General features: G+C 63.1%; 13 protein-coding genes. 9 read left to right on the top strand and 4 right to left on the bottom strand.

Going from position 1 to position 20,399, the window contains the following annotated elements; translation table 11 throughout:
* Nucleotides 1-58: 58 nt before the first annotated feature.
* On the bottom strand, nt 59-880 hold the full coding sequence (locus tag Mal64_RS03440) for a hypothetical protein (protein WP_146397076.1): 822 nt from the start codon (nt 878-880) through the stop codon (nt 59-61).
* A 556-nt stretch (nt 881-1,436) separates the two neighbouring features.
* On the opposite strand from Mal64_RS03440, the gene Mal64_RS03435 reads away from it, so the two are divergent.
* A complete protein-coding gene (locus Mal64_RS03435) occupies nt 1,437-2,531 on the top strand; it encodes a DUF1559 domain-containing protein (RefSeq protein WP_146397073.1) in 1,095 nt (364 codons plus the stop codon).
* Complete coding sequence (locus Mal64_RS03430) at nt 2,528-3,001, top strand: VOC family protein (RefSeq protein ID WP_146397071.1); 474 nt, start codon at nt 2,528-2,530, stop codon at nt 2,999-3,001. Before Mal64_RS03435 ends, Mal64_RS03430 begins: the two co-directional genes overlap by 4 nt.
* 400 nt (nt 3,002-3,401) lie before the next feature.
* Here Mal64_RS03430 and Mal64_RS03425 read toward each other — a convergent pair whose 3' ends face one another.
* A complete protein-coding gene (locus tag Mal64_RS03425) occupies nt 3,402-8,639 on the bottom strand; it encodes a lamin tail domain-containing protein (RefSeq protein WP_261342160.1) in 5,238 nt (1,745 codons plus the stop codon).
* A gap of 878 nt (nt 8,640-9,517) precedes the next feature.
* On the opposite strand from Mal64_RS03425, the gene rbsK reads away from it, so the two are divergent.
* The gene (rbsK, locus tag Mal64_RS03420) at nt 9,518-10,471 is read left to right on the top strand and encodes a ribokinase (RefSeq protein ID WP_146397067.1); all 954 of its coding nucleotides are present in this window, start codon (nt 9,518-9,520) and stop codon (nt 10,469-10,471) included.
* A gap of 181 nt (nt 10,472-10,652) precedes the next feature.
* Nucleotides 10,653-11,393, top strand: a complete 741-nt coding sequence (locus Mal64_RS03415) for a hypothetical protein (protein ID WP_146397065.1) — start codon at nt 10,653-10,655, stop codon at nt 11,391-11,393.
* Between the two features lie 33 nt (nt 11,394-11,426).
* Here Mal64_RS03415 and Mal64_RS03410 read toward each other — a convergent pair whose 3' ends face one another.
* Together Mal64_RS03410 and Mal64_RS03405 are read right to left on the bottom strand one after the other, a co-directional pair.
* The gene (locus tag Mal64_RS03410; protein WP_197525402.1) at nt 11,427-12,398 is read right to left on the bottom strand and encodes an N-formylglutamate amidohydrolase; all 972 of its coding nucleotides are present in this window, start codon (nt 12,396-12,398) and stop codon (nt 11,427-11,429) included.
* A gap of 177 nt (nt 12,399-12,575) precedes the next feature.
* A complete protein-coding gene (locus Mal64_RS03405; RefSeq protein WP_197525401.1) occupies nt 12,576-13,211 on the bottom strand; it encodes a PEP-CTERM sorting domain-containing protein in 636 nt (211 codons plus the stop codon).
* Nucleotides 13,212-13,727: 516 nt separating this feature from the next.
* Here Mal64_RS03405 and Mal64_RS03400 point away from each other — a divergent pair.
* The 5 genes from Mal64_RS03400 to Mal64_RS03380 all read left to right on the top strand — a co-directional run bounded on the left by Mal64_RS03400 (nt 13,728) and on the right by Mal64_RS03380 (nt 20,388).
* Nucleotides 13,728-14,615, top strand: a complete 888-nt coding sequence (locus Mal64_RS03400) for a helix-turn-helix domain-containing protein (protein WP_146397059.1) — start codon at nt 13,728-13,730, stop codon at nt 14,613-14,615.
* Between the two features lie 123 nt (nt 14,616-14,738).
* Nucleotides 14,739-15,950 (top strand): M20 family metallopeptidase, encoded by a 1,212-nt coding sequence (locus tag Mal64_RS03395; RefSeq protein ID WP_146397057.1) that lies wholly within the window; start codon nt 14,739-14,741, stop codon nt 15,948-15,950.
* A 29-nt stretch (nt 15,951-15,979) separates the two neighbouring features.
* On the top strand, nt 15,980-17,773 hold the full coding sequence (locus Mal64_RS03390) for an OPT family oligopeptide transporter (RefSeq protein WP_197525400.1): 1,794 nt from the start codon (nt 15,980-15,982) through the stop codon (nt 17,771-17,773).
* Complete coding sequence (locus tag Mal64_RS03385) at nt 17,770-18,327, top strand: hypothetical protein (RefSeq protein WP_146397053.1); 558 nt, start codon at nt 17,770-17,772, stop codon at nt 18,325-18,327. Before Mal64_RS03390 ends, Mal64_RS03385 begins: the two co-directional genes overlap by 4 nt.
* A gap of 69 nt (nt 18,328-18,396) precedes the next feature.
* Nucleotides 18,397-20,388, top strand: a complete 1,992-nt coding sequence (locus Mal64_RS03380) for a formylglycine-generating enzyme family protein (protein ID WP_146397051.1) — start codon at nt 18,397-18,399, stop codon at nt 20,386-20,388.
* Nucleotides 20,389-20,399 lie beyond the last annotated feature (11 nt).

Raw genomic sequence — 20,399 nt, 5'->3', positions numbered from 1 at the left:
ACGAGCGGCGCGCCCCCGGGTGAAGAAATCGGTCAGCGCTTCAAAATCCGGCCAGCGATCAATCCCTTTGGCGACGGCCGATCAGGGCCGTGAGAGCCATGCAGGCGATCGCCGCACTGGTCGGTTCCGGCACGATGAAGGAGAGCGCCACGCGCTCGATCAGCAACGTGTCGTTGCTAAAGTCCTCGTTGAGCACGACGCGAAGCGATTCGATGCCGCGGTTGGGGTCGAGCACGCCACCCCCGAGCAGGGTGAACGAAACACCGTCGTCGATCGAGTACCACAGATCGAGTGTGCTCTCGTCCAGATTAACGTCGATCAGCGTGAGCATGTCCCCCGTGGATCCGAAGACCGCGTCGGAGGTGTCGACGGAGCCGGTTCCTACGGCGTTGCCGGTCAAGGTGACCTCGGTGGCGGACGTGCGGGTGAAGAATGTTTCCCCGGTGACGAAGGTCGAACGGGGGTCGAACTGCACCAGCGTGAGGCGGAATTCCTCGTCTTGTGCTCCGTCGTACACGCTTTCGTCGAAGTCCCACGAGACGTCGAACAGGCCGATCGCTCGACCGTAGGAGATCGCTCCAATATCAACGTAATTGCTGCCGAACGCGGTGTTGTCCTTGCCCGAGGCGTCGAGTTGCCCCAAGCCGTTGGTCACCACGTTGTCGTTGTCGCTGTCGTTGTCAAAAAGGGCGAGCGGATCGACCGAGTTGGCGGCCGCATCGAGCGCCGTGCCGTCGGCGTCGTCGAACTGGAAGTCGGCGATCAACTCGCCCGCGTTGAAATCATCGAGGATCGCAGCCTGGGCGGCTTGGGCGAGGCACAGCAAAGCGGCCAACGCTGCGGCGCCGGCGGTCAGGTGGGTGTTGAGGATTCGCTTCATGAGAACTAATTCCTGGTGCGAGTACAGCTCGTAACAAACAGCGCGTAACCGAGCGCTGGGACAATATAAGCACTTTGGAAGGTGGGCGGCGTGGCCGCCGCAAGCAGCGCATCGCAAGCATTCTTAGCGAAGGGACAGGCGCTAGGGGAGGGAGGACACGGCAAGCATGCTGCAAGGCTTGCCGCGCCGGATGGCTCTTTGATTATTCAAGCGGCGCGAGAGTGGCGTGGTTCCTCACGCACCCTGCACCGCGATACCTCCGCCCTGTCCTCGTCTGGCCTCGCAACATGGGCGGGCCTCAGAGAGTGGCTTTAATCTAGCCATCGCCGTCAGCGATGTCACCAGAATAATGCCGCAAGCCTCCGGTTTTCGAGAGGACGCTCACAGGTCGAGGCTCAAACTTGCGCACCGGCATCGCCGTTTTTGCGCACGCCTGGAAGATTCTTCTTTCGGATCGCTCCTCGATAGCGCTATACTCAGGCGCTAGGAGCCGAGGCTAGGCGGTCTCACTATCGGCCCCCCGTGTCCGCCCGTTTGTTCTCGAGAGACAATATCTATGCGTGCTCCCATTTCTTGCCGCCGTCGGCTGCCCGCGGCGTTCACCCTGGTCGAGCTGCTGGTCGTGATCGCCATTATCGGCATCTTAGTCGCCCTGCTGCTGCCGGCGGTGCAGTCCGCCCGTGAGGCGGCCCGCCGCAGCCAGTGCCTGAGCAACATGCGGCAAGTCGGCCTGGCGCTGATGAACTACGAGAGCGCGAACGGCCGGTTCCCCGCGGGAGCTGTCCAGCGTGACCTCGCTGCCGCCGAGGCCTCAGCGGACCCAACGATGTTCAGCTGGGTCACACTGGTCATGCGATACGTGGAAGAAGCGGCGGCGTACGATCAGGCCGACTGGACGATTCCTCTTGGTGAGCGCGTTGCGGCTGATAACACGGCGCACCACATTCAATTCAAGACGTTCCAATGCCCGACGGATGAGCCGGCAGATGTTGTCGATGGCATGAACTTCTATGGTGCTCGGGGCAATTACGTCGCCAACGCCGGCATCGGCTGGGTTTGGATGGACAACCCTGCCGATTTTACATCCTACCCGTTCCAATGCCGTACGAAATCGCAGATCAACCCCTTCGCCAATAGATACGCCGAGGACCCCTACGGGACTGGGGTCACTGAAGAGCCGAAGCACTGGAGCAAGTGTGAGGACGGCTCGTCGCTCTACCGCCTGGGAGCCTTCCTCGTTAACAAGGGCCTCAAGCTGGCCCGCGCGACGGACGGCACCAGCAAGACCGCCGCGGTGAGCGAGCTCATTACCGTACCCGGCGTAGACACCCGCGGAGCGATGCACTTCGGCGCCGCCGCAATGTACATGCACGACTTCGTGCCGAATGCCAAGCAAGTGACTCTGCTTGGCAAGCCCGATGACTGGAAAGACCTCACGAGGTATTGCGTCAACGAGTACAACGCCCCTTGCAAACAAAACTCTCAGGCTTGGAAGGGGCAGTGGAATCAGACGGCGCGCAGCAACCACCCTGGTGGGGTCAACACGCTGTTCGTCGATGGCAGTGCGAAGCTAGTCCAAGACAGCATCGAGCAGTTGATTTGGCACGCTTACTCGACGCCTGACGGTGAGGAGGTCGTCGGATCGCTATGAGCTCCGCAGCCCAAGAGACAACGTTTAAGCTCACCCCGTTCCACGTCGCCCTCCAAGTCCGCGACATCACCGAGGCGCGCCGCTTCTACGGCGAGGTGCTCGGCTGTCCCGAGGGCCGCAGCGCTGAGAAGTGGATCGACTTCGACCTGTTCGGCCACCAGTTCGTGGTGCACCTGAACCCGTCTATCGGTCCCGACGGCAAGATCGGCCAACACGTCAACCCGGTCGACGGCCACGGCGTGCCGGTGCCGCACAGCGGCGTGGTGCTCGAGATGGACGCTTGGCAGGCCTTGGCCGACAAGCTCCGTGCTCACGAGCCAGCCGATGAGGTCGAGTGGGTGATCGAGCCGTACACCCGCTTCGAGGGCGAACCCGGCGAGCAAGCCACGATGTTCATCCTCGACCCCAGCGGAAACGCATTGGAGTTCAAAGCCTTCCGCGACATCCAAAGCCAGCTATTCGCGGTCTGAGATCTCGGAGTGTTTGCCCGGCTTAGAGCGGTTTGCTCAATGGTGTAGACGCTCGGCTCGCGATCGGCGTCATGGCTTCGTCAGCCTGCAACGACAATGCACCGCATTGCCTGCTTCGGCTTCCTCGCCACGCCGCCAATCGCTTCCCCGCTCGTCCACACCAATTCGAAAACGCTCTAGACGCAGAGGGTTTGAGAGAGATCCGAGAATCCTGTCGCTAGGTTTACTTAGGCTCCGCTTGATTCCTTGCGCGGGGCGGCAGGGAAGGGCGGTGCACGCCCGGAACCGCTCACGTCGACGTCTATGGCGCGGGTCGTATGCTCCGCGCCGAGGCCTGAAGATGCGAAGTAACATTGGCATGGCGGACATGCTGCGGTAGCCGATTGCTATCGCTGTCTCTTCAGAATATTCTCACGACGTCGAGCGGTTCCTCGGCATCGCCGCCAAGCGAGCGAAGCCCACTGTCGTCCGTAGGGTCGTCTTCGCCGAGCGAGGCAAAGCTGTTCTCCAGGGCATCCCAACCTTCGGCATGGGCTCGCTGCTGCGAATCAGCAGCGTTCGCGTTCTGATTCGCGTGGTCTAGTGCAAGCAAGAGCAGAAGATTCTCTTCTGCCGTTGGGGCGGAGTCGTGCCCTGCGGGTTCCTCGCCATTTTCGCTAGAGGCGAGGGCCTCGAAACGGTATGAAGCGACCCGGGCGGCAGGCAACGGCTTACGAGCCGCCTCGTCCTCAGGCCCCACATCGACTGTCTCCACGAGAGGGGCGGCTGAAGATTGAGGGGCTGCTGACGAAGCGAGTCCGATCGCCGTCGAGAAGGATGGCAAAGCATTCCCAAGGTTGTCACGCCACACGGTGAAATCGGCCGCGTCGACAACGCCGTTCTGGTTTCCGTCCGCACGCAAGTCCGAGGTGGACCGGAAGGTCGACACCCACAGCGAGTAGTCGGCGTGCTCGACTACGCCGTTCCCGTCGTAGTCGCCAGTGAGGGCGCCCGCCGCGCCCGGCGTGCCGCCTAGCGCCAAGCTGGCCCGCCAATTGGCGCCGTCGTCATAAGGGTCTCCTGTGACCAGCAAAGGGTCTTCTGCGTCGGCGTCGAACGGACCGATATACTCCATTGATCGCCCATCGCCGTCGGGCTCGGTCGGCCAGGGGGGCGAGTCGTCGTAGCCGAAGGATTGGATGGTCCTTCCCATGGCGTCGACCAACGTCACCGTTTCGCCGCCATTGCTCAGACTGCCTGAATACGCCGTCGACGTCACGTTTGTCACCGACGGGTACTGGGACTGGAAAGCGGCCGTGTCTTCTGTGACCACGATCCTTTCGCCCGCTCCAAGCGTTTGGCTGGCGAACGTGTAGCCGCCGGAAGAAAAGTCTGCGATGCGGACGCCGTCTAGATCGATGGGCAATGCCCCCACGTTCTGCAGTTCGATGTACTCCGTCCCGCCCGAGGCTGGGTTGTACATCAGCTCAACGATCCGCAGCGAAAGCGGCGCGTCGAGCTCAAAAGCTTTGTCGACCTCCGGGCTCCAGTCGTCGTTGGATCCGGGTTGCCCGAGATCAAGCACCCGCGCACGCACTTGGGTCGCCGCCGTCAAGCTGATGGGGCCGCCCGTGTAGGCGATCGCCGACGCGCTGACCGATCCGCCGACAGCACGCGGGTCGGAGCCGTCAAGCGTATAGTAGACCGTCCCGCTGGCATTGGGGTTGGTCAGAGTCAGATCAAAGGGCGCGGAGATCTCTCCGCCGTACTGATTGAACAGAGGGGCCGCGACGGAGCCGTTCCACAGGTCGTCGTTCGCCAGGTAGGCGAGCGTGTCGTTGTGGCTCTCGGGGAAGTAGCCGACGACCTCGGCGATCGACGCCTCCCACAAGGCGGGGGTCATCAGCGGGACCGTGGTCGAGGGCGGGGCGTTGATCTGCTCCCCCTCGCGTGCGTCGCCCCAGCGGGCGGACTCGCCGACAATCGCCTCGCCGATCTGGTCGGCGCGCCACAGCCAACGATCGGTGTTCGCGGCGACGGTGAGCGCTCCGTCCGGGTTGAGCATATGGTGCTGAACGCGGTCGGAGAATCGCTGCCTGAACTCCGAGCTGTTCTTCAGTCGTTGCAGGAGCTCGCCCGGGCGACCTTCTCCGCCGCTCTCATCCGTCACGTCTCGCTCGTAGCCGTCGTAGGCGATCTCTTGGTCCCAAACGAAGTACCTGAAGCCCTCGCCCGGATCGACCCGGTTGCGCGCCGCCACCCAGTTGTGGGAAGGCCAGTCTTCCACGCCGCCGTGCACGTGGAGCAGGATGTAATCGATAAAGTTGTCCACATCGAGGTAAGTGGTTCCGGCGAGATCGGGGGAGCCGTCTGGGTTGTTTCCCTGCAGGACTTGGAACAAGTCGTTCGCTACCGAATCCGAGGCGTTCTCGATCTGGGCGGCGATGTCGAACATCTCGTCGTAGACGTCGCGGTTGCCGCGAGACAACTCGTTGAAGTCACGGATGACGTCCCAGTCCTCGCGCTCGCCGCCGAGCCGCGACGCCAGGAACGCGTCGTCCGTCCGTTCGGCCGGGCTGTACATCCCCCAGTACAGGCCGTTGATATAGAGGTGCACGTAGGTGCTGTCGGGCGACGGGTGGCCCATGGCGATCTGCGTGTCGCGCATGAAGACGTCGCGCGTGTAGGTCGAGTCGAGCGGTGAGTACCGGTTGGTTGAGGTGCGGGTGGCGAAGCTGTCGGTGAACGACGCCCGCATGACCACGGTGTTGATGTCGGCGAACTCGGGGTCGTTGTCGAACAGCGGGAATTCGAGCGTGCCGGGCCCATCCCACTCGCTGTTGAAGATCAGCCGGAACGAGTGTTTCTTCAGACGCACGTTGTCGCGGCTGGCGGCCCCGTGCATCTGCACGCCGGCGTTGTACTGGAAGTTCTCGCCCGTGTTGGGGTCGATGTACTCGATCGACCCGGCCCTCCGCCAATCCGACCCCTCGCTCGTGGCGTTCGGGTAGATGCCGTTCGCAGGGTCCCATAAATCGTCGTGGTCCAAGACAATCGACATCGTTGGGATCGACTGCAGCGAACTCTTGAGGTCCCAGAGAGGGTCGTTGTCGATCCGGCCGTCGACATTGAAATCGGCCGTGGCGTTCGCCTGCCAAATGGCGGGGTACTCGAGGCCAAACGGATTGTTCGCCGGGTTGCTGGTGTCGATGCTCTGGTCCAGCACGTCGTCGAGAAACAAGTAAGTCTCGGTGATCGTCGGTGAATCGCCCAAGCCCTCCTTGACCGCTGCGGCCCGCAGCACGGTGGTCGTGGAGATCGTGATCGGACCGTCGTAGAGAATAGCGGCCGGATTGCTCGCGCTGGGAACGCTGCCATCATAGGTGAAGTAGACATCGGCTCCGGCCGTCGACGCCGTCAAAGAGACTGGGAACGATGTCTCGTAAAAGCCGTGCGACACACTGGCTAGGGGCGCCGAGGCGAAGCCCAGAACACCCTCGCCGTTGGGGGCTCCGGGCGTGGGAGTCAGCAGGTACAGCCCCTCTTGGCTATCGACGGCGGCTGCATAAAGCCGCGGCGCGATCAAGAAATCGGCGTCGTCGGCCGAGATGTTCAGGCCGTGAATCGCGAGCACGTTGGCGCCGCCTTCGTTCAGCTCGCCGATAAAGCCATCGAGGTTGATCGTCTCGGCCTGCAAGGCTTGGCTCGTGCTGCGTTCGGCGGTCGCCGCAGCGTTGTAAGCGGGGGTTCCCGCGGGGGCGTTGCGACGCGCGACCTCCACACCGTTCAGGTAAGCCACAAAGCCAGCGTCGTACTGCATCTCGAGACGCAACTCGTCGACTTCCGCCAAGCTGTCGACGGTGAATTGCGTTCGGGTGTAGGCGGAGCTGTTCGCATCGTGCATCGCGGCTTCGATATCGAAGCCAATCGCCTCGTCAAGCGTTGAGCGGGTCAGCTCGATAGCGTTGACGATCACGCTCCTCGTGTTGGTGTCTTCGTGCTCAACGCCTCGCAGCACGAGTGTTCCCTGCGCCGAGGCGGTCAGGCTGGCCCGCATCGTGTTGTCGTCGTTGGAGCCGGGCGAAACAGTGGCCTCGAAGGTGTAGGGGTCGGCGATGGTGACCGGATTGTCGCCGCTCTCTTCGGTCCAGATCGCGCTCCACGGGCTGGTGCTGAGTCCCCCGTCGTACGATCGGATCGCCACGTCGTACTGGGCGTTGGGAACGAGACCCTCTAGGAGTATCTCCATACCGCTGCCGGCGGGGCCGTCCGCGTAGATATGGTCATCGTACACCTGGTCCAAAGTGAACGAGCCGCTCTCGCCAGGAACCGATCGGTCGCGATCGTTGAGCGTGGCCCCGTTGAACGATGACAGAGTGACTTCAATCCCACCGAACAACGAACCGTTCTCGTCGAGATCCATCACGGAGTAACCGTTTTCCGTGTTTGCCGAGCCCGACTCGCCCGCCGTCCGGGCGTTGAAGTCGAGGCGCAACGCCTCTGCGACCCCGCTGGGAAGATTGAGTGCGTCCCCGGTGTCAACTTGCAGGGCGTTGAGGAACACGCCGAAGTCGAAGTTCGCCTCGTCGCGTCGGCCCTGGAGCAAGATTTCGCCCTGGGCGTTGGCGGTGGTCACTATGCCAAAGCGGTAGGTCTCGTTGTCGGTAGGCGGCGCGTTGCCGTCGAAGCTGTAGTCATCGAGCAAGACGCCATTGGCGGTCCAGTCGGAAACACGCGTGCCCGTGCTGCTGGGATCGTACGACCAGCCCCACACCGTGTAAGTCGCCTCCGCATCCAGCCCCTCGATCAAGACGTCCAGCCCGCTGTCCGCGCCGGCCGAGCCATCGTTGTCGGAAGAAAAGACAAAGTCCTGCAACAGAAGGGACTCAGAAAAATCTCCCACGTTCGTCGGGGTTGCGCGGACACGGTCTTGGTAGCCCGCTGTGGAAGTGGCGTCGATCAGCGTTACGTCGATATCGCCAAACGTGCGCGTGACGGGCGACGTTTGGTTCTCATCGCCCGATTCGATGACGAAAGCATCGAAGGCCCCAAAGGTGTTGGCTGCTGAGCCGCGGTCGTTGAAGTCAATCTGGAGCACGGTCTCCGAGACCGGCGCGGCCGCTTCAACGGCGTACCCGACCCCTAGGGAACCCGAAGTCCAGCCGGTGTCGTCGTACCCCTCGATGGTCCATGCGGTCCCAATCTCCGCTCCTGGGACCAACACTTGAGTTGGCGAGCCATGCTCCAGCAGCGTGGTGGGGGTGCGTTGCTCCGCCACGCCAAACGATACGTCCTCGTATTGCACCGGGAACTCAGGCGCGAACTCGCTGGCGATGGTCAGCCCATCGGGCGCCACCAAGGCCAAGTACTCACCATTGGCCGACAGGGCGAAGTTGGTGTGTAACTCGCTCCCCGAGACACTGCGAGCTTTGCCCGAAGCGTAGACGACCAGGTATTGGTTGCTCGAAAGGTCGGTGCTGGGAAAAGACCACTTGGTGAGGTCTTGCTCGTCGTCGGTCAGGTACCACCCGGCCAAATCGAGCGACTCGTCTCCCTGGTTGTAGAGCTCGATGAAGTCGCTGAACTCGCCGTCTTCATCCTGGAGCACTCCGTCGTTGCTTGCCAAAAATTCGCTGATAATCGGATCAGCGCTGAGCACGCAGCGTTGCTCGAGTTGCTCTAGGCTTAGCTTTGATGAATGCTTTGCGCCGTTTCGACGACGACTGCGGGGAAGAGAAGGCAATACGAACCTCTGCAACGGTGGAATGATGTGCGAGTCTCAGAGCAGATAGAGATATGCGTGCGTGGAACTAGCAGCCGAACTGGCTGGATTTGCGTAACCGGATCCGCCTCAGCGGCTAACGGTCAACGCGTCGCTTTTGGGCAGCATCGAGGTGAAAGCCAGCAGTCAATCGACGCAGCTCGTGAATGGTATCGAAGAGTTCACGGCAACAAGCCCGGTGCAACCCGGAGCGGGCCGGCCAAAAAGGCGGTCCGAGCATTAAAGCCGGTGGCCGAAGGAGTAGACTAAAGAGGAGAAGCACAGCCTTTCATTCTAAGCGTATTGTTCCTCAACGCAGGGCGTTTATGCGCAGTTGCATGATGCTATTGCGATCATTTGCCCCTGCCGGTCGTGGGCGGAAGTCTTCGTGCACTACCGAGGCGGATGTCGCAGGCTAGCCATCTCATTGGCGAGTGGAACGATTTAAGGAGCTCTCTGCATCTGGCCAGCGATCAAGCTCAGCGTTCTCAACTAGGCGCCTGTGCTGCTTGGGGGGCACGGGGCCGATCCCCGGCACACGCTTGTCGTGCAAGGCTCTTGCTGAGAGCATGAGAATCGAATTTCCCGGTGGACGCAGCCGCTTGTACAGGCAGGGTAACGAGCGGCGGAGAGCATTGAGATGACCGGCTAGCCGCTAGGCTTGACCCATCAGTAATCAGGCGAACTAGGATCACCGTGCGATATAGATTGCCCGTCATATCGTCTGTTGGCGAACTGCATCTCTTAGCCATCGAATCGATGGTGGGGGTGTAAGCATGGCCAAAGTGCTCGTCGTAGGCAGCGCGAACATGGACGTGGTGACGCCGATCGATCGGTTGCCACAGCCCGGCGAAACAGCGTCGGCTGGCGCTATCCGTTTGGTCCCAGGCGGCAAGGGAGCGAACTCCGCAGTCGCCGCCGCCCGACTCGGTGGAGAGGTTCGTTTCGTCGGATGCGTGGGGACCGACGCGTTCGGCGGGCGCATGCTCGAGAACCTCCAGACCCATGGCGTTGACGTTGACGGCGTGCGGCGGGTGGAGCGAGAGAGTGGCGTTGCGATCATCTTGCTCAACGAGCATGACGGACAGAATTCGATCCTCGTCAGCCCAGGCGCCAACGCCTTGGTCGAGGCTCCAACCGACACGGCGTGGTACGAGTGGGGTGACGTCTTGCTGTTGCAACTCGAGACCCCTACCGCCGCCGCGATCAACGCCGCACGTCTCGCACGCCAGTGCGGTGTGCGAGTGATCCTTGACCCGGCGCCCGCGACCCCGTCGCCCCCGCGTGAACTGCTCAAGGAAGTCGACCTGCTGACGCCCAACGAAACCGAGCTAGCCTCCCTGACCGGTCGTCGGGTTGAGACTTTCGAAGAGATCGCCGCCGCATCCCAATTGCTGATTGCCGAGACAGGAATCGAGCGTCTGGTGACGACTCTAGGTGGGCGGGGCGCGCTGTCGGCGATGAGCGAGTCGTGGGCGTTGCACGCCCCCCTGATGGTCGAGTCGGTCGACAGCACCGCCGCAGGCGACACCTTTGCCGGGGGGCTCGCCGTAGCGCTCGCCGACGGGCTGCCGTTCGACCAGTCGATCCGTTTCGCCGGCGCCGCTGGCGCACTCGCCTGCACAGTCGTCGGCGCTCAGACATCGATCCCTGAGAAAGAGCAGGTGCTCGAGTTTATCAAAGCCAGCCAGCACACCGACGGAGACAACGCCGCCCCCCGCCATGCTTGAGCCCACGCACATCTCGACCCGCACGCTCGCCCTCGTCCTGGGTTCGGTCGCGGTTTTGACTCGGCGCCGCTGAGCTTTTTTGTAGTGGCCGTTAGAGAAATTTTCTCCCGGGTCGCCAGTGGCGGCGTCCGCCAGATGACAATGGTCGAAACCCGTGGTCCGACGACCTCGAGCGTGTGATATGCTCTTCAACGCCGGCGTGTTTTTAGACGTCTCGACTTCTGGCGCCGCTCGACCGGAGGAGACTGACATGATCGAGGACTGGGGCTCCCGTCTAGATAGAGTCGGCGTGCGCAGCAGTGTCACGCGGTTGCTTGCAGACGTTGCTGCGCATCAGATTGCCTATCCCTGGGAAGGGCTTGAGGGTTCGCTTGCGAAGCGTGGGCTTTCTGCAATCACTCTGGTGGGCTACGGCAGTCTGATGAACACGGAGTCCGCGGCGAAGACCCTTTCGGGCGTGCCTGCCGAAGGCTACCCCCCCGTGATTGCTTGGGGGGCGAGGCGACTGTTCGACTATGTGATGACGCCAGGGGCGTTCGTCCGGTACGGACAGCCCACCGATGAGACCGAAGTCGCGGCCCTCAACGTTCTGTGGACCGGCTCTTGCAGCGACTGCCTCTGCGGTCGAGCGATAACGCTTGAGGTTTCGGACTTGCCCGCACTGCGACAACGAGAGCAAAACTACGACCTTTGCCCTGTCGCGTGGATGCCTTGGTCGGGCGAAAACGACTCTGTAAGCCTTGGTTATGTGCTCCGGGCTCCCCAAGGCTCCGAGGCGGTCTGCAAAGATATCCGACCTTACCCGCCCTATCTCAAAGTTTGCGTCGAGGGTGCACGGTCCGTCGACCCGCCCTTCGAAGCGTGCTTCTGGGAGACAACCTACGAAGCGGATGGGCGGAGGCTTATCGGCAAGAGGCCTTGAGAGACGTCTCCCGCAGCGATCGCCGAGCAGCAATCACCGAGCCGACCTGAAAGCAAAGAGACCCGCCGCAACTCCCAACACCAATAGCATCCCCGACATTGGTTCAGGGATCGGTGCGTTCAGCGGCAGGGTGTCACCGAAGTGAGCCACCCAGGTGTCATAGTGCGCCATGCCGATAGGGCCGCCGACGATGCTATTGGGAAGCGAGCCGGCTGGGCCGCCGAGAGAATCTCGCCAGGCCGTGAAATCGGCGGCGTCGACCGTGCCATCGTCGTTGTAATCGCCGGGGAGGATAGGGTCGCTCAAGTAGGTCTCGTGGTAGGCCTGCATCGCGACCGCCAACGCCGCGGCGGTGTCGCGCCAGCTCTCGCCGCCTCGGTAATCGTAGCCGAATTCGAGCTGGATCGTATCGATCCCCGAAGCGTTGTTGCTGCCGTACGCTTCGACTGTGTACGCGCCGCTGAAGTGGGGGTCTTCTTCCTGCTCGGCGTAGGGGACGTCGACATCCGGGTAGACTTTAAAGCCTTGCTCGTCGAACGAACGCATCACGCTGCCGGGACCGTTCAGCGCGTCCTCGCCTAACGCGTTGAGCATCTCCGTGACCGAAAGGCCGTCAAGTGTGCCGCGTAATATAGTATCGGGCTCGGCCGATTGGCCGTGGATGTCCATTAGCAGGCCGCGGCCGAACCGCTGCCTAACGTCGGCTACAAAGCCGTCGATCGCGTTGTGGTAGTAATCGTAGTAAGGCGCCGCCAGCTGGTCGTCATAAGCCTCTTCCGAACTGCGGTTGAGGTCGATGAAGCGGCGGTGCCCCTGGGCGATCACGACGTAAGGCCGCAGGCCGGTGAGGGCGTAGAACTCGTTGCTGGTCGTTAGGGCGAGCTGGCGGGTGTTGGTGTCGAGCGCACACGCCTGGCCATCGGTGCACGACCTCTCGTTGAACGGGTAGCTGAGCGTCCCGCCGTGCGGCGCGGTGAGAATGATCGGCGCGTCACCCCGCGTCACAGAGTAGTACAGCCATGGGGACTGCGCACAAGCCGCACCGCTCGCCCCGATTACTAGGCCGAGTACGACGCCCAAAACTCTGACGCAGCTCGTGCGGTCACCCTTGGCCAACGGTCGAAACATCCGCAAACCCTTCTGTCCATAAAACCGGTCTCGATTATGGCTAGACCGAATCAACTAGGCCGCAACCAAGGCGCGGGGCCGACGCTTCGTCAGCCCGAGACCGATGGCGGCCAGGCCCAAGAGAACCGAAGTCGTGGGCTCGGGGACGACGCTGTAGCGGACATCGTCAAAAGAGTTGAACGCCGACACGCCCGTACCAACCGCTGGGTCTCCGGTGAAGGAGAACGAGGAAATCACGGCGCCGGGGTCGGTGTCGAGCACGCCGAAGAAACCATCGACGGTCGAATCGAATGCCCCAACGATCTGACCATTCGTCCCCTCGAAGCTGAGGAACGCGCCGTCATCGCCCGAGTCGTAATTATTGTACTCGAAGGCGAAGGCTACGACGCCAGCCGGCAGGGCCACCGTGACCGTCTCCTGTGCGTTGGAGCCGTGGCCGCCATCGAGGAACCGCATGTTGACCACGACGTCGCCGTTGATGTCAGCGCCCGAGCTCACATAGGGGGAAACGTCGATAGAGGCGTTGTCGTCGAAGTTGGCGTTGGCCGACAGACCAAGAGACCCGTTCGGGCTGGTAGTCGCATTCCCAGCGAGGCCGAAGTAAACGTCCTCCGTGGCGCCTTCAAAATCCTCGAGCGAGGCGGTTCCGCTGACCGCGTTGAGCCAGTCGTTCAAGTCGGTGTAAGTCATCACAGCTGCGTGGCTGGTCGATCCAGCCAGCAGAATTGCCATCAGGGACGCTGCAAGATTCTTGGTGTTCATTAGGCTCGCCGTTTGAAGTGCCAGAATTCGCCTGTATCAAAACTCGATGAGTCAATCGTATCCTTGACATAATATTCTTGTCAAACTATATTATTATGGAATAACCATGAATGGCTGTGATTTGCGGCTTAGAACACGCCTCTTGGCCTGCTGTCGTCACGCGTGCCCGAGCAGATAGAGGTGGCTTAAAAAGCACGCCTCTGTGTCTGGCGGCTGCCTGTCGTAGTGGCGGAGTGCAGTTGGTGGGGCCAAAAACATCGACTTCGGCCTCGCTGGCAGGCGGCCTTCGGTGGTTGCTTGATCGACGATGAGAAAAGGGTCTTCGTTGTGTACGATAACGTCTCCAAAAGGCCGAATGATTCGTCCCGAAAGAGCGGAGCGCTGTCTAACCGCAGCTCGACTGAGTGGGACCGCAGGCCCCGTACACCGCGAACCTCCCATGCCATGGCTGACCCTCCCAAGATTGCTGTCGACGCCGAGGCGCTCGGCCGCAAGATACGCGCCGCGCTCTATCAAACCGGTGAAACTCCCAAATGGCTGGCGGTCAAATCAGGGATCGGCGTCAGTACGGTCTATTCGATTCTCAACGGACACCAGCTGCCTTCGCTCGAGAAACTTCGACAGCTCTGCAGTGTGCTGAACCTCTCGATTGACTGGTTGCTCGACATCGAGAGCGACTCGTTTTACCTGCGGCCTCAAATCGGCCACGAGAGCCGCAGTTACGCCGATCTTGAGGAGTTCTGGCTCAGCCAGGGGAGCGGCGAACGGCTCAGTCTTTCGCGTGGTTTCTCGATCGTGCACCAGCCGCTCAGCCTTCGAGAGCAGGTGCTTAAGAGGATCTACGAACTCCCGCAGGAGCAAGCCGACGTAGCGATGGAGGCGTTCGTCCACCGCCGTCGGGTGATCGACGAGCACGAACGCCGACGGGTCGAGGTCGTGGTGCAGAGCGAGGTCGAGGACTTCGTCTTGCGAAGGCCCCCCTGGGACCGACTCGACGCCGAACCGATCAAAGAGTTCATCGAGACGATTATTAGTCGCCTACGCGAGGACTTGCTGGGGTTCGAGGTCGTGCTGATTCCCCGCCAACTGTTCGTCGTGAACTACGAGATCCTCAACCGAGAGATCATCGTTTTCGACCTCGGCCAGGTGTTCATGCGTCAAAGTCATCAGAACTTATTGGACCACTTCATGCGACAAGTCTCCGAGTGCCAGAAGCACCCCGAGTCGATCGTCGAGCGGTCCGAGGTGATCCAGTTTCTCGAGCAGACTCTCCAGCGCGCCGGAGCTTTCGACGACTCATCCCCGCAGCCCGCTAGTCAGTCGCCCGACTGAGGCCGCCCCATCGCAAGCCGCGATGGAACCCCTCTTCATAAACGTTAGCCGCCACGCCGCGAGCAACCCCTTCCTCCCCCCCGCGGCGCTTCCGCCGGCAATCGACGAGCCTCTCAGCGACCCATGGACCCATCCGATCAGGAGCTTGTCGATACGTGCGCCTCGTTAATCGAAGTCCCTTCGATCGATGGCGATCAGCGTTCGCTGCATGAGGTGGTGCGTCGCATCCGTGAGTTCTTCCAAGACGCGCCGGTAGAGATTAGCCAAACCGAGCACTCCGGTTACCCGTCGATCGTCGTCACGACCAAGCCGACGCGAACCCCCCGTTGGCTCCTGCACGGACACGCCGACGTGGTGCCCGGCGCCCCCGAGCAGTTTGAGCCACACGTGGCGGACGGTCGCTTGTACGGCCGAGGGGCGGTCGACATGAAGGGCTTTGTCGCCGTGGCGATGCACGTGGTGCGCGACTTGTCGCGATTACCGAATCCGCCCGACGTGGGGCTGATGGTCAACACCGACGAGGAGATCGGCGGCCGCCATGGCGCCAAGGCTCTCGTCGAGCAGGGGTGGCGGCCCCAGCAGCTGATCAACGGCGACGGCGGCTATGGCGACGCGGTTACCTTTGCCCAAAAGGGCATCGTCCAGCTCGAGCTCGAAGCGGAGACCATCCCCGGCGCACGCAACGCCCCGTGGAATGGCTTTAGCGCCGCGGAGTTGCTCGCCAACAGCCTCGCGGCTGGACTGCCAAAGCTCTGCCCCGAGCAGCGTCAGTTGCAGGAGAACGACAACTGGGGGTCGACCGCCTGTGTCCTATCCATCGAGACCGAGCCCAATGGCATCTCCCCCCCGTGCCGGGCCCGGGCCTCGGTGCGGCTCTACTGGGCCGGCGAGCAAGCAGGCGCGGACGTCATCGAAATTGCCCGGCAGGCGTTCCACCCGTTGAAGGTTTCCGGCGTCGTCGACGGCGAGCGGGTTTTTCTGTCGCCGGAGAGCGTAGAGCTGCGGCGGCTCCGTGAGATTTGGCAACGTCGCCTCGGGCGTCCGATCGACATTCGCGCCGACAACGGCTCTTCCGACGCGAAGTGGTTCGTCGGGCTCGGTATCCCGATCCTGATCCTGCGCACGCCGGGCGACGGCGCCCACGCGGACGAGGAATGGCTCGAGGTGGCGGCATTGCGGCCGCTGTACGACACGCTGAGGGAGTGTGTGCAGGAAGACAGCACGCACACGGATTCACAACGGCGGCTGCGGACCGACGAAGCCGATTTGGGGCCACCTCCCTCGCTACGAGGGCCGGTAGGGCAACCCGCCGAGATCACGACGGGACTCGACTGAAGCCGAGCCTCTTTCGCCAACCAGCCGCCATGCCCCCCACCACGCCCACGACCGCAGCCCCCCGCATCCCGGCGGCGCCTTACCGAGAGGTGACCCTCGCCGCGGTCGTGACGGGATTGCTAATCGGCGTCGGCATGACCGCTACCTTCACCTACGCCGGCATGACGCTCGGCTTCTCGACCAGCGGCTCGACGGTAGCGGCGATCCTCGGCTGGGGAGTGCTCCGTGGCATGCTCCGCCGCGGCACGATTGTCGAGAACAACATTGTCCAAACGATCGCCTCGAGCCTCAACACGACGGCCGGCGGTGTCGTGTTCACCGTGCCGGTCCTGTTCCTGTTGCCCGACACGCAATTCGACTTCTGGCAAGCGGCCGGGGCTTCGGTGGCCGGGGCGTTGCTGGGCGTTGGGTTCGTGATCCCGATCCGCAAGCAGATGATCGAGGTCGAGCGGCTGCTCTTTCCGAGCGGGACCGCCGTCGCGGCGATCCTGCGTTCTCCCGCCGAGGGGCTCGGCAAGAGCCGACTGTTGCTCGTCGGCGCAACGGTCTCCGCCCTGTTCTTCTTCTTGAAAAACACCGACCGCTTTGAGGGCATCGAAACCTCGCTGCCCAAGTCGATCGACTTGGGCCAATGGCTCGGGCTGCCGCCCTACGTGCAGGCGTCGGCGTCGTTGTCGATGTTCGCCCTAGGGATCGGTTTTATCGCGGGCCGCAACGGCCTGTTCGTGCTGGCCGGGAGCGTCGTCTCCTACTGGGTGATCACGCCCCTGGTCGTTGCGTGGGGCTGGGGTCCCGCCGGCGGCGAGTACGACCCGCAGGCGGTCGGCGGGGCCATCCACTCGGCCCTCACCCGTCCGTTGGGGATCGGTATGTTGCTCGGCGGCGCCCTCTCGGGAGTCTTCCTGATGGCGCCCGCGATCCGCGCCGCCTTGACGACGCTCCGCGCCGCCTCGCAGCGAAACGCCGGCTCCACGCCATCGGCGGGAAGAGACGAGATGCCGATTGGCGTGCTGTACGCCTCGGTCGCGCTGGCGGTCGTTACGCTGTTCACGATCACCGTTGCCGGCTTAGGCTTTGAAACCGATCCCGTAGGCTCAATCGTCCGTGGTCTGTTGGTGGCGGTCGTTGGCTCGTTGTGGGTCTGGTTTTCTTCGATCGTCATCGCGCAGGCGACGGGGATGACCGACTGGACCCCACTGTCCGGCATGGCGCTGCTGGCCGTGGTGATCCTGATGTACCTGACCGGCGGGGCGGTGGCGCCGACCGTGATGTTGGGCGCCGCGGTCAGTGTGGCGTGCTCGCTCAGCGCGGACATGATGCAAGACCTCAAGACCGGGCAACTAGTGGGCAGCCGGCCGGCGAGGCAGCAGTTCGTGCAGTTGGCCTGCTGCGGCCTCGGCCCGATCATCGCCCTGTCGGTCATAGCGCTGCTGTGGCAATCCGGCCCCAACGGCGCCAACGGCTTCGGGCCCGGCACCGCGATCGCTGTCCCCCAGGCCGATGCCCTCCGTGCCGTGATCGAGCAAGTGCAAGGCGGCAGCATCGACTGGACCCGCTACGGGGCCGGGGCGCTCGTCGGCGCTGTGCTGTCGCTGAGCGGCTTGCCCGGCCTGGGGGTGATCGTCGGCATCTCGATGTACCTCGGGATCAGCATCGTGCTGCCCTACGGCCTCGGCGCCATCGCCCGCGAGTTGCTCGCGCTGCTGCGTGGCGCCGACTGGTGCGAGTCGACCGGCACGCCGCTGGCGGTTGGACTGATCGTAGGCGACGGCCTGACCACGCTGCTATTCGCGTCGCTCACGGTGCTGGGGGCGTTGCGATGAAAGCCCAGGTGATTGCGATCACATTGATGGCGGTGGGGGCCGTAACGGCGCTGATCGCCGCGGCGGGCCCGATCGAGAAATCGCCGCAACTCGTCGCGGTCTACTGGGCCTCTCTGCTGGCGATCGCCGTGGGAGCTGTTGTGCGGCGCGTCGGCGGCCGCGACGCCGCCCGGTTAACCATGAACGACGCCGGTCCCAATCGCTCGCTCGACGCTCTGGAGACGCTCGCCCTTGCGATCGGTTCAGTTGCCGACGGCGAACGCCATGACGATATGCCACGCTTTCATCAACAGCTCGGCGATGCCACACGGCCGCCGATCCTCGCGTTCCTCTCCCACCGACAGGAGATGCTCGACGTCTTTGGTGTCGGAGCATTCGCTGGGCTGATGACTCGATTCGCCACGGTCGAGAGACTCCTCAATCGCGCCTTGAGCGCCTCCGCGGACGGGGCTGTCGAAGAGGCTTGGGACTGTCTTGACCAAGCTCGCACTGCGATGTCGGCCTGCCTCGCCGCCGAGCCTCACGCGGAACGCCAGGATGATTCAATCGGCTAGCGGATGAGTTAGCCACCACCACGACCTACCGGATCGGCAACCACCTTGTCGCACAACTTCCAAAGCATCATGCAGGTTCACTCCGCGCTCCGCACGATCGGTTTTGCCGTCGCCTTGCTCGGGTCGTCCACCCAGGCCGAGGAGCACTGGCGGTTCTCGCGTGTCGAAATGGCGCCGCTGAACACCCTGCAACTCGGCGACGCGGCGCTGGTGTCGCCCGAGGTGCTGGAGAGCCTTTCCGCCGAAGGCGGTGGCGCCGCCGAACTCTCTGCGGGTGAGAACCGTGCCGAGGTGCTCCTTTATCCGATCGGCCGTCCGGTCGATACGGTCTCAATGAAGAAGGCGTTGCGAGACCGCCTGGGCGTAGAGCCGGGAGACGCTGCCGTCACGCTCCGGCTGCTCGCGCCCGGGGAGGGACGGCTCGAGCCGGTCGACAAGCCGATCCGGATCGAGTCTCAACCGGGTGACGGGAGCCGGTGGCCCGGCTTTGTCGTGGGGGCGCCGCACGGCGACTGTGATATGTTCACCGGCGAGATCGTTGCCGAGACAACCCGTCAGTGCGGGGTCTCTTCGGTCTGTGCGTATGGCTCGCGTATCAGCTACCTGGGACGCTGGATCGACGTCAATCGTCCGCTCCAACGCCGCCCGCGCCCGCAGGCCTACGGGATCTTGCCTTACCGCGATTGGACGGCGGAAGCCGTGGCGATTTTCTCCGAGTTCAAGACCAAGGCACTCGCGGTTGGTGCGCGGCCCGAAGTCGCTCAGGGGGCGCCGCCGCTGGACCTGTATCTCGACTTCCACGGCCACGACCTGTCGGTCACCGACGAGAACGGCAAGAAACTCTACCGAAACGTGTTCGAGTGCATGGCCCGCGGCTTTAGTCTTGAGGAGGTCCGCGTTCTCAAGTCGGCCTTCGACCGCTGTGTGGCGGAAGAATATGGCGACGAAGCGCCGCCGAGCCATTGGGGCAACCTGCCCGAGGACCGCCGGTATGACTTCAACGGATACCCGGCTGACTTTTTCTATTCGGGGCTGGGAGCGCGGGTGTACGGCGTGCTGGCTAGCGATGTCGCTCGTCGCGCGATCCATATCGAATCACCCAACTCGGTGCGGCTCGAAGCATCGCAGCGCCCTCGCACTGCGCGGGTGCTATCGAACTTTGTGAAACAGCTACGTGACGAACTCGTGCCGGCGAGCCTCGCACGTCAGAGCGACGTGCCTCCGGCGACGGGCGGCGTTGCCTCGGGGCAGTGGGTGCGTGTGCCCGCGGGAGACTTTTTGATGGGGGCGCCGCGTGAGGAGGGGTGGAGCGTCGAGCACCCGCAGCATTGGGTCCATTTGGAGGGTTACAAGATCGGCGTCACCGAGGTCACTTGCGGCGAATACGCCCGGTTTCTCAACGAAGAGCTCGCGGCCGGACGGGCCGAATTGTCCGGCGCCGAGGTCCACGAGGCGTCAACCGGCCAGACCTGGTGTGTGCTCAGTCCCGAGAGGCCGTTGGCTATGCTTGCACGCAAGAACGACCGCGTTGTATGGAGCGAGGGACGCGAGCATCACCCGGTTAACTGTGTCACTTGGCGTGGCGCCACAGCGATGGCCGAGGCTCAAGGCGCCTCGCTCCCCACTGAGGCCCAATGGGAAAGGGCCGCCGGCTGGGATGCCGAAACCGAGCGTGTGCTTCGCACCGGGCTTTCGCAGGCTCGCTTCAGCCCCACAGTTGCGGCGACGCTGATGAACAGCGGCGGTCCTTCCGAAGACTACGTCGCCCCGTCGACCACACCGGTTGGCTTTCACTCCGAAAGCCGCTCACCGGCGGGGTGCTACGACATGTCGGGCAATGTCTGGGAGTGGACACTTGACTGGCACGGCGACTACGAAGACACGGCCGACACGCAGGTCAATCCGACCGGACCCGCCGGAGGCACGATGAAGGTCATACGCGGTGGCGGCTGGGACACCGAGCGTCAAACCGCCACTCCCTCTTTCCGCTTGGGGGTGAGCCCTGACAGACCCTTGCCGAACGTTGGTTTTCGTTTGGTACGCCCGGCGCGTGGGACTTGAGTCTCTGAGCC

Source organism: Pseudobythopirellula maris (assembly GCF_007859945.1).
Lineage (GTDB): Bacteria > Planctomycetota > Planctomycetia > Pirellulales > Lacipirellulaceae > Pseudobythopirellula > Pseudobythopirellula maris.
The sequence above is the reverse complement of the archived record's forward strand: the minus strand, read 5'-3'. Positions and strand labels throughout refer to the sequence as shown.

What these genes read in the sequence shown, in the direction of transcription:
- Mal64_RS03440 (WP_146397076.1), bottom strand. Translation starts at nt 880, where the DNA reads ATGAAGCGAATCCTCAACACCCACCTGACCGCCGGCGCCGCAGCGTTG.
- Mal64_RS03435 (WP_146397073.1), top strand. Translation starts at nt 1,437, where the DNA reads ATGCGTGCTCCCATTTCTTGCCGCCGTCGGCTGCCCGCGGCGTTCACC.
- Mal64_RS03430 (WP_146397071.1), top strand. Translation starts at nt 2,528, where the DNA reads ATGAGCTCCGCAGCCCAAGAGACAACGTTTAAGCTCACCCCGTTCCAC.
- rbsK (WP_146397067.1), top strand. Translation starts at nt 9,518, where the DNA reads ATGGCCAAAGTGCTCGTCGTAGGCAGCGCGAACATGGACGTGGTGACG.
- Mal64_RS03415 (WP_146397065.1), top strand. Translation starts at nt 10,653, where the DNA reads ATGCTCTTCAACGCCGGCGTGTTTTTAGACGTCTCGACTTCTGGCGCC.
- Mal64_RS03405 (WP_197525401.1), bottom strand. Translation starts at nt 13,211, where the DNA reads ATGACTTACACCGACTTGAACGACTGGCTCAACGCGGTCAGCGGAACC.
- Mal64_RS03400 (WP_146397059.1), top strand. Translation starts at nt 13,728, where the DNA reads ATGGCTGACCCTCCCAAGATTGCTGTCGACGCCGAGGCGCTCGGCCGC.
- Mal64_RS03395 (WP_146397057.1), top strand. Translation starts at nt 14,739, where the DNA reads ATGGACCCATCCGATCAGGAGCTTGTCGATACGTGCGCCTCGTTAATC.
- Mal64_RS03390 (WP_197525400.1), top strand. Translation starts at nt 15,980, where the DNA reads ATGCCCCCCACCACGCCCACGACCGCAGCCCCCCGCATCCCGGCGGCG.
- Mal64_RS03385 (WP_146397053.1), top strand. Translation starts at nt 17,770, where the DNA reads ATGAAAGCCCAGGTGATTGCGATCACATTGATGGCGGTGGGGGCCGTA.
- Mal64_RS03380 (WP_146397051.1), top strand. Translation starts at nt 18,397, where the DNA reads ATGCAGGTTCACTCCGCGCTCCGCACGATCGGTTTTGCCGTCGCCTTG.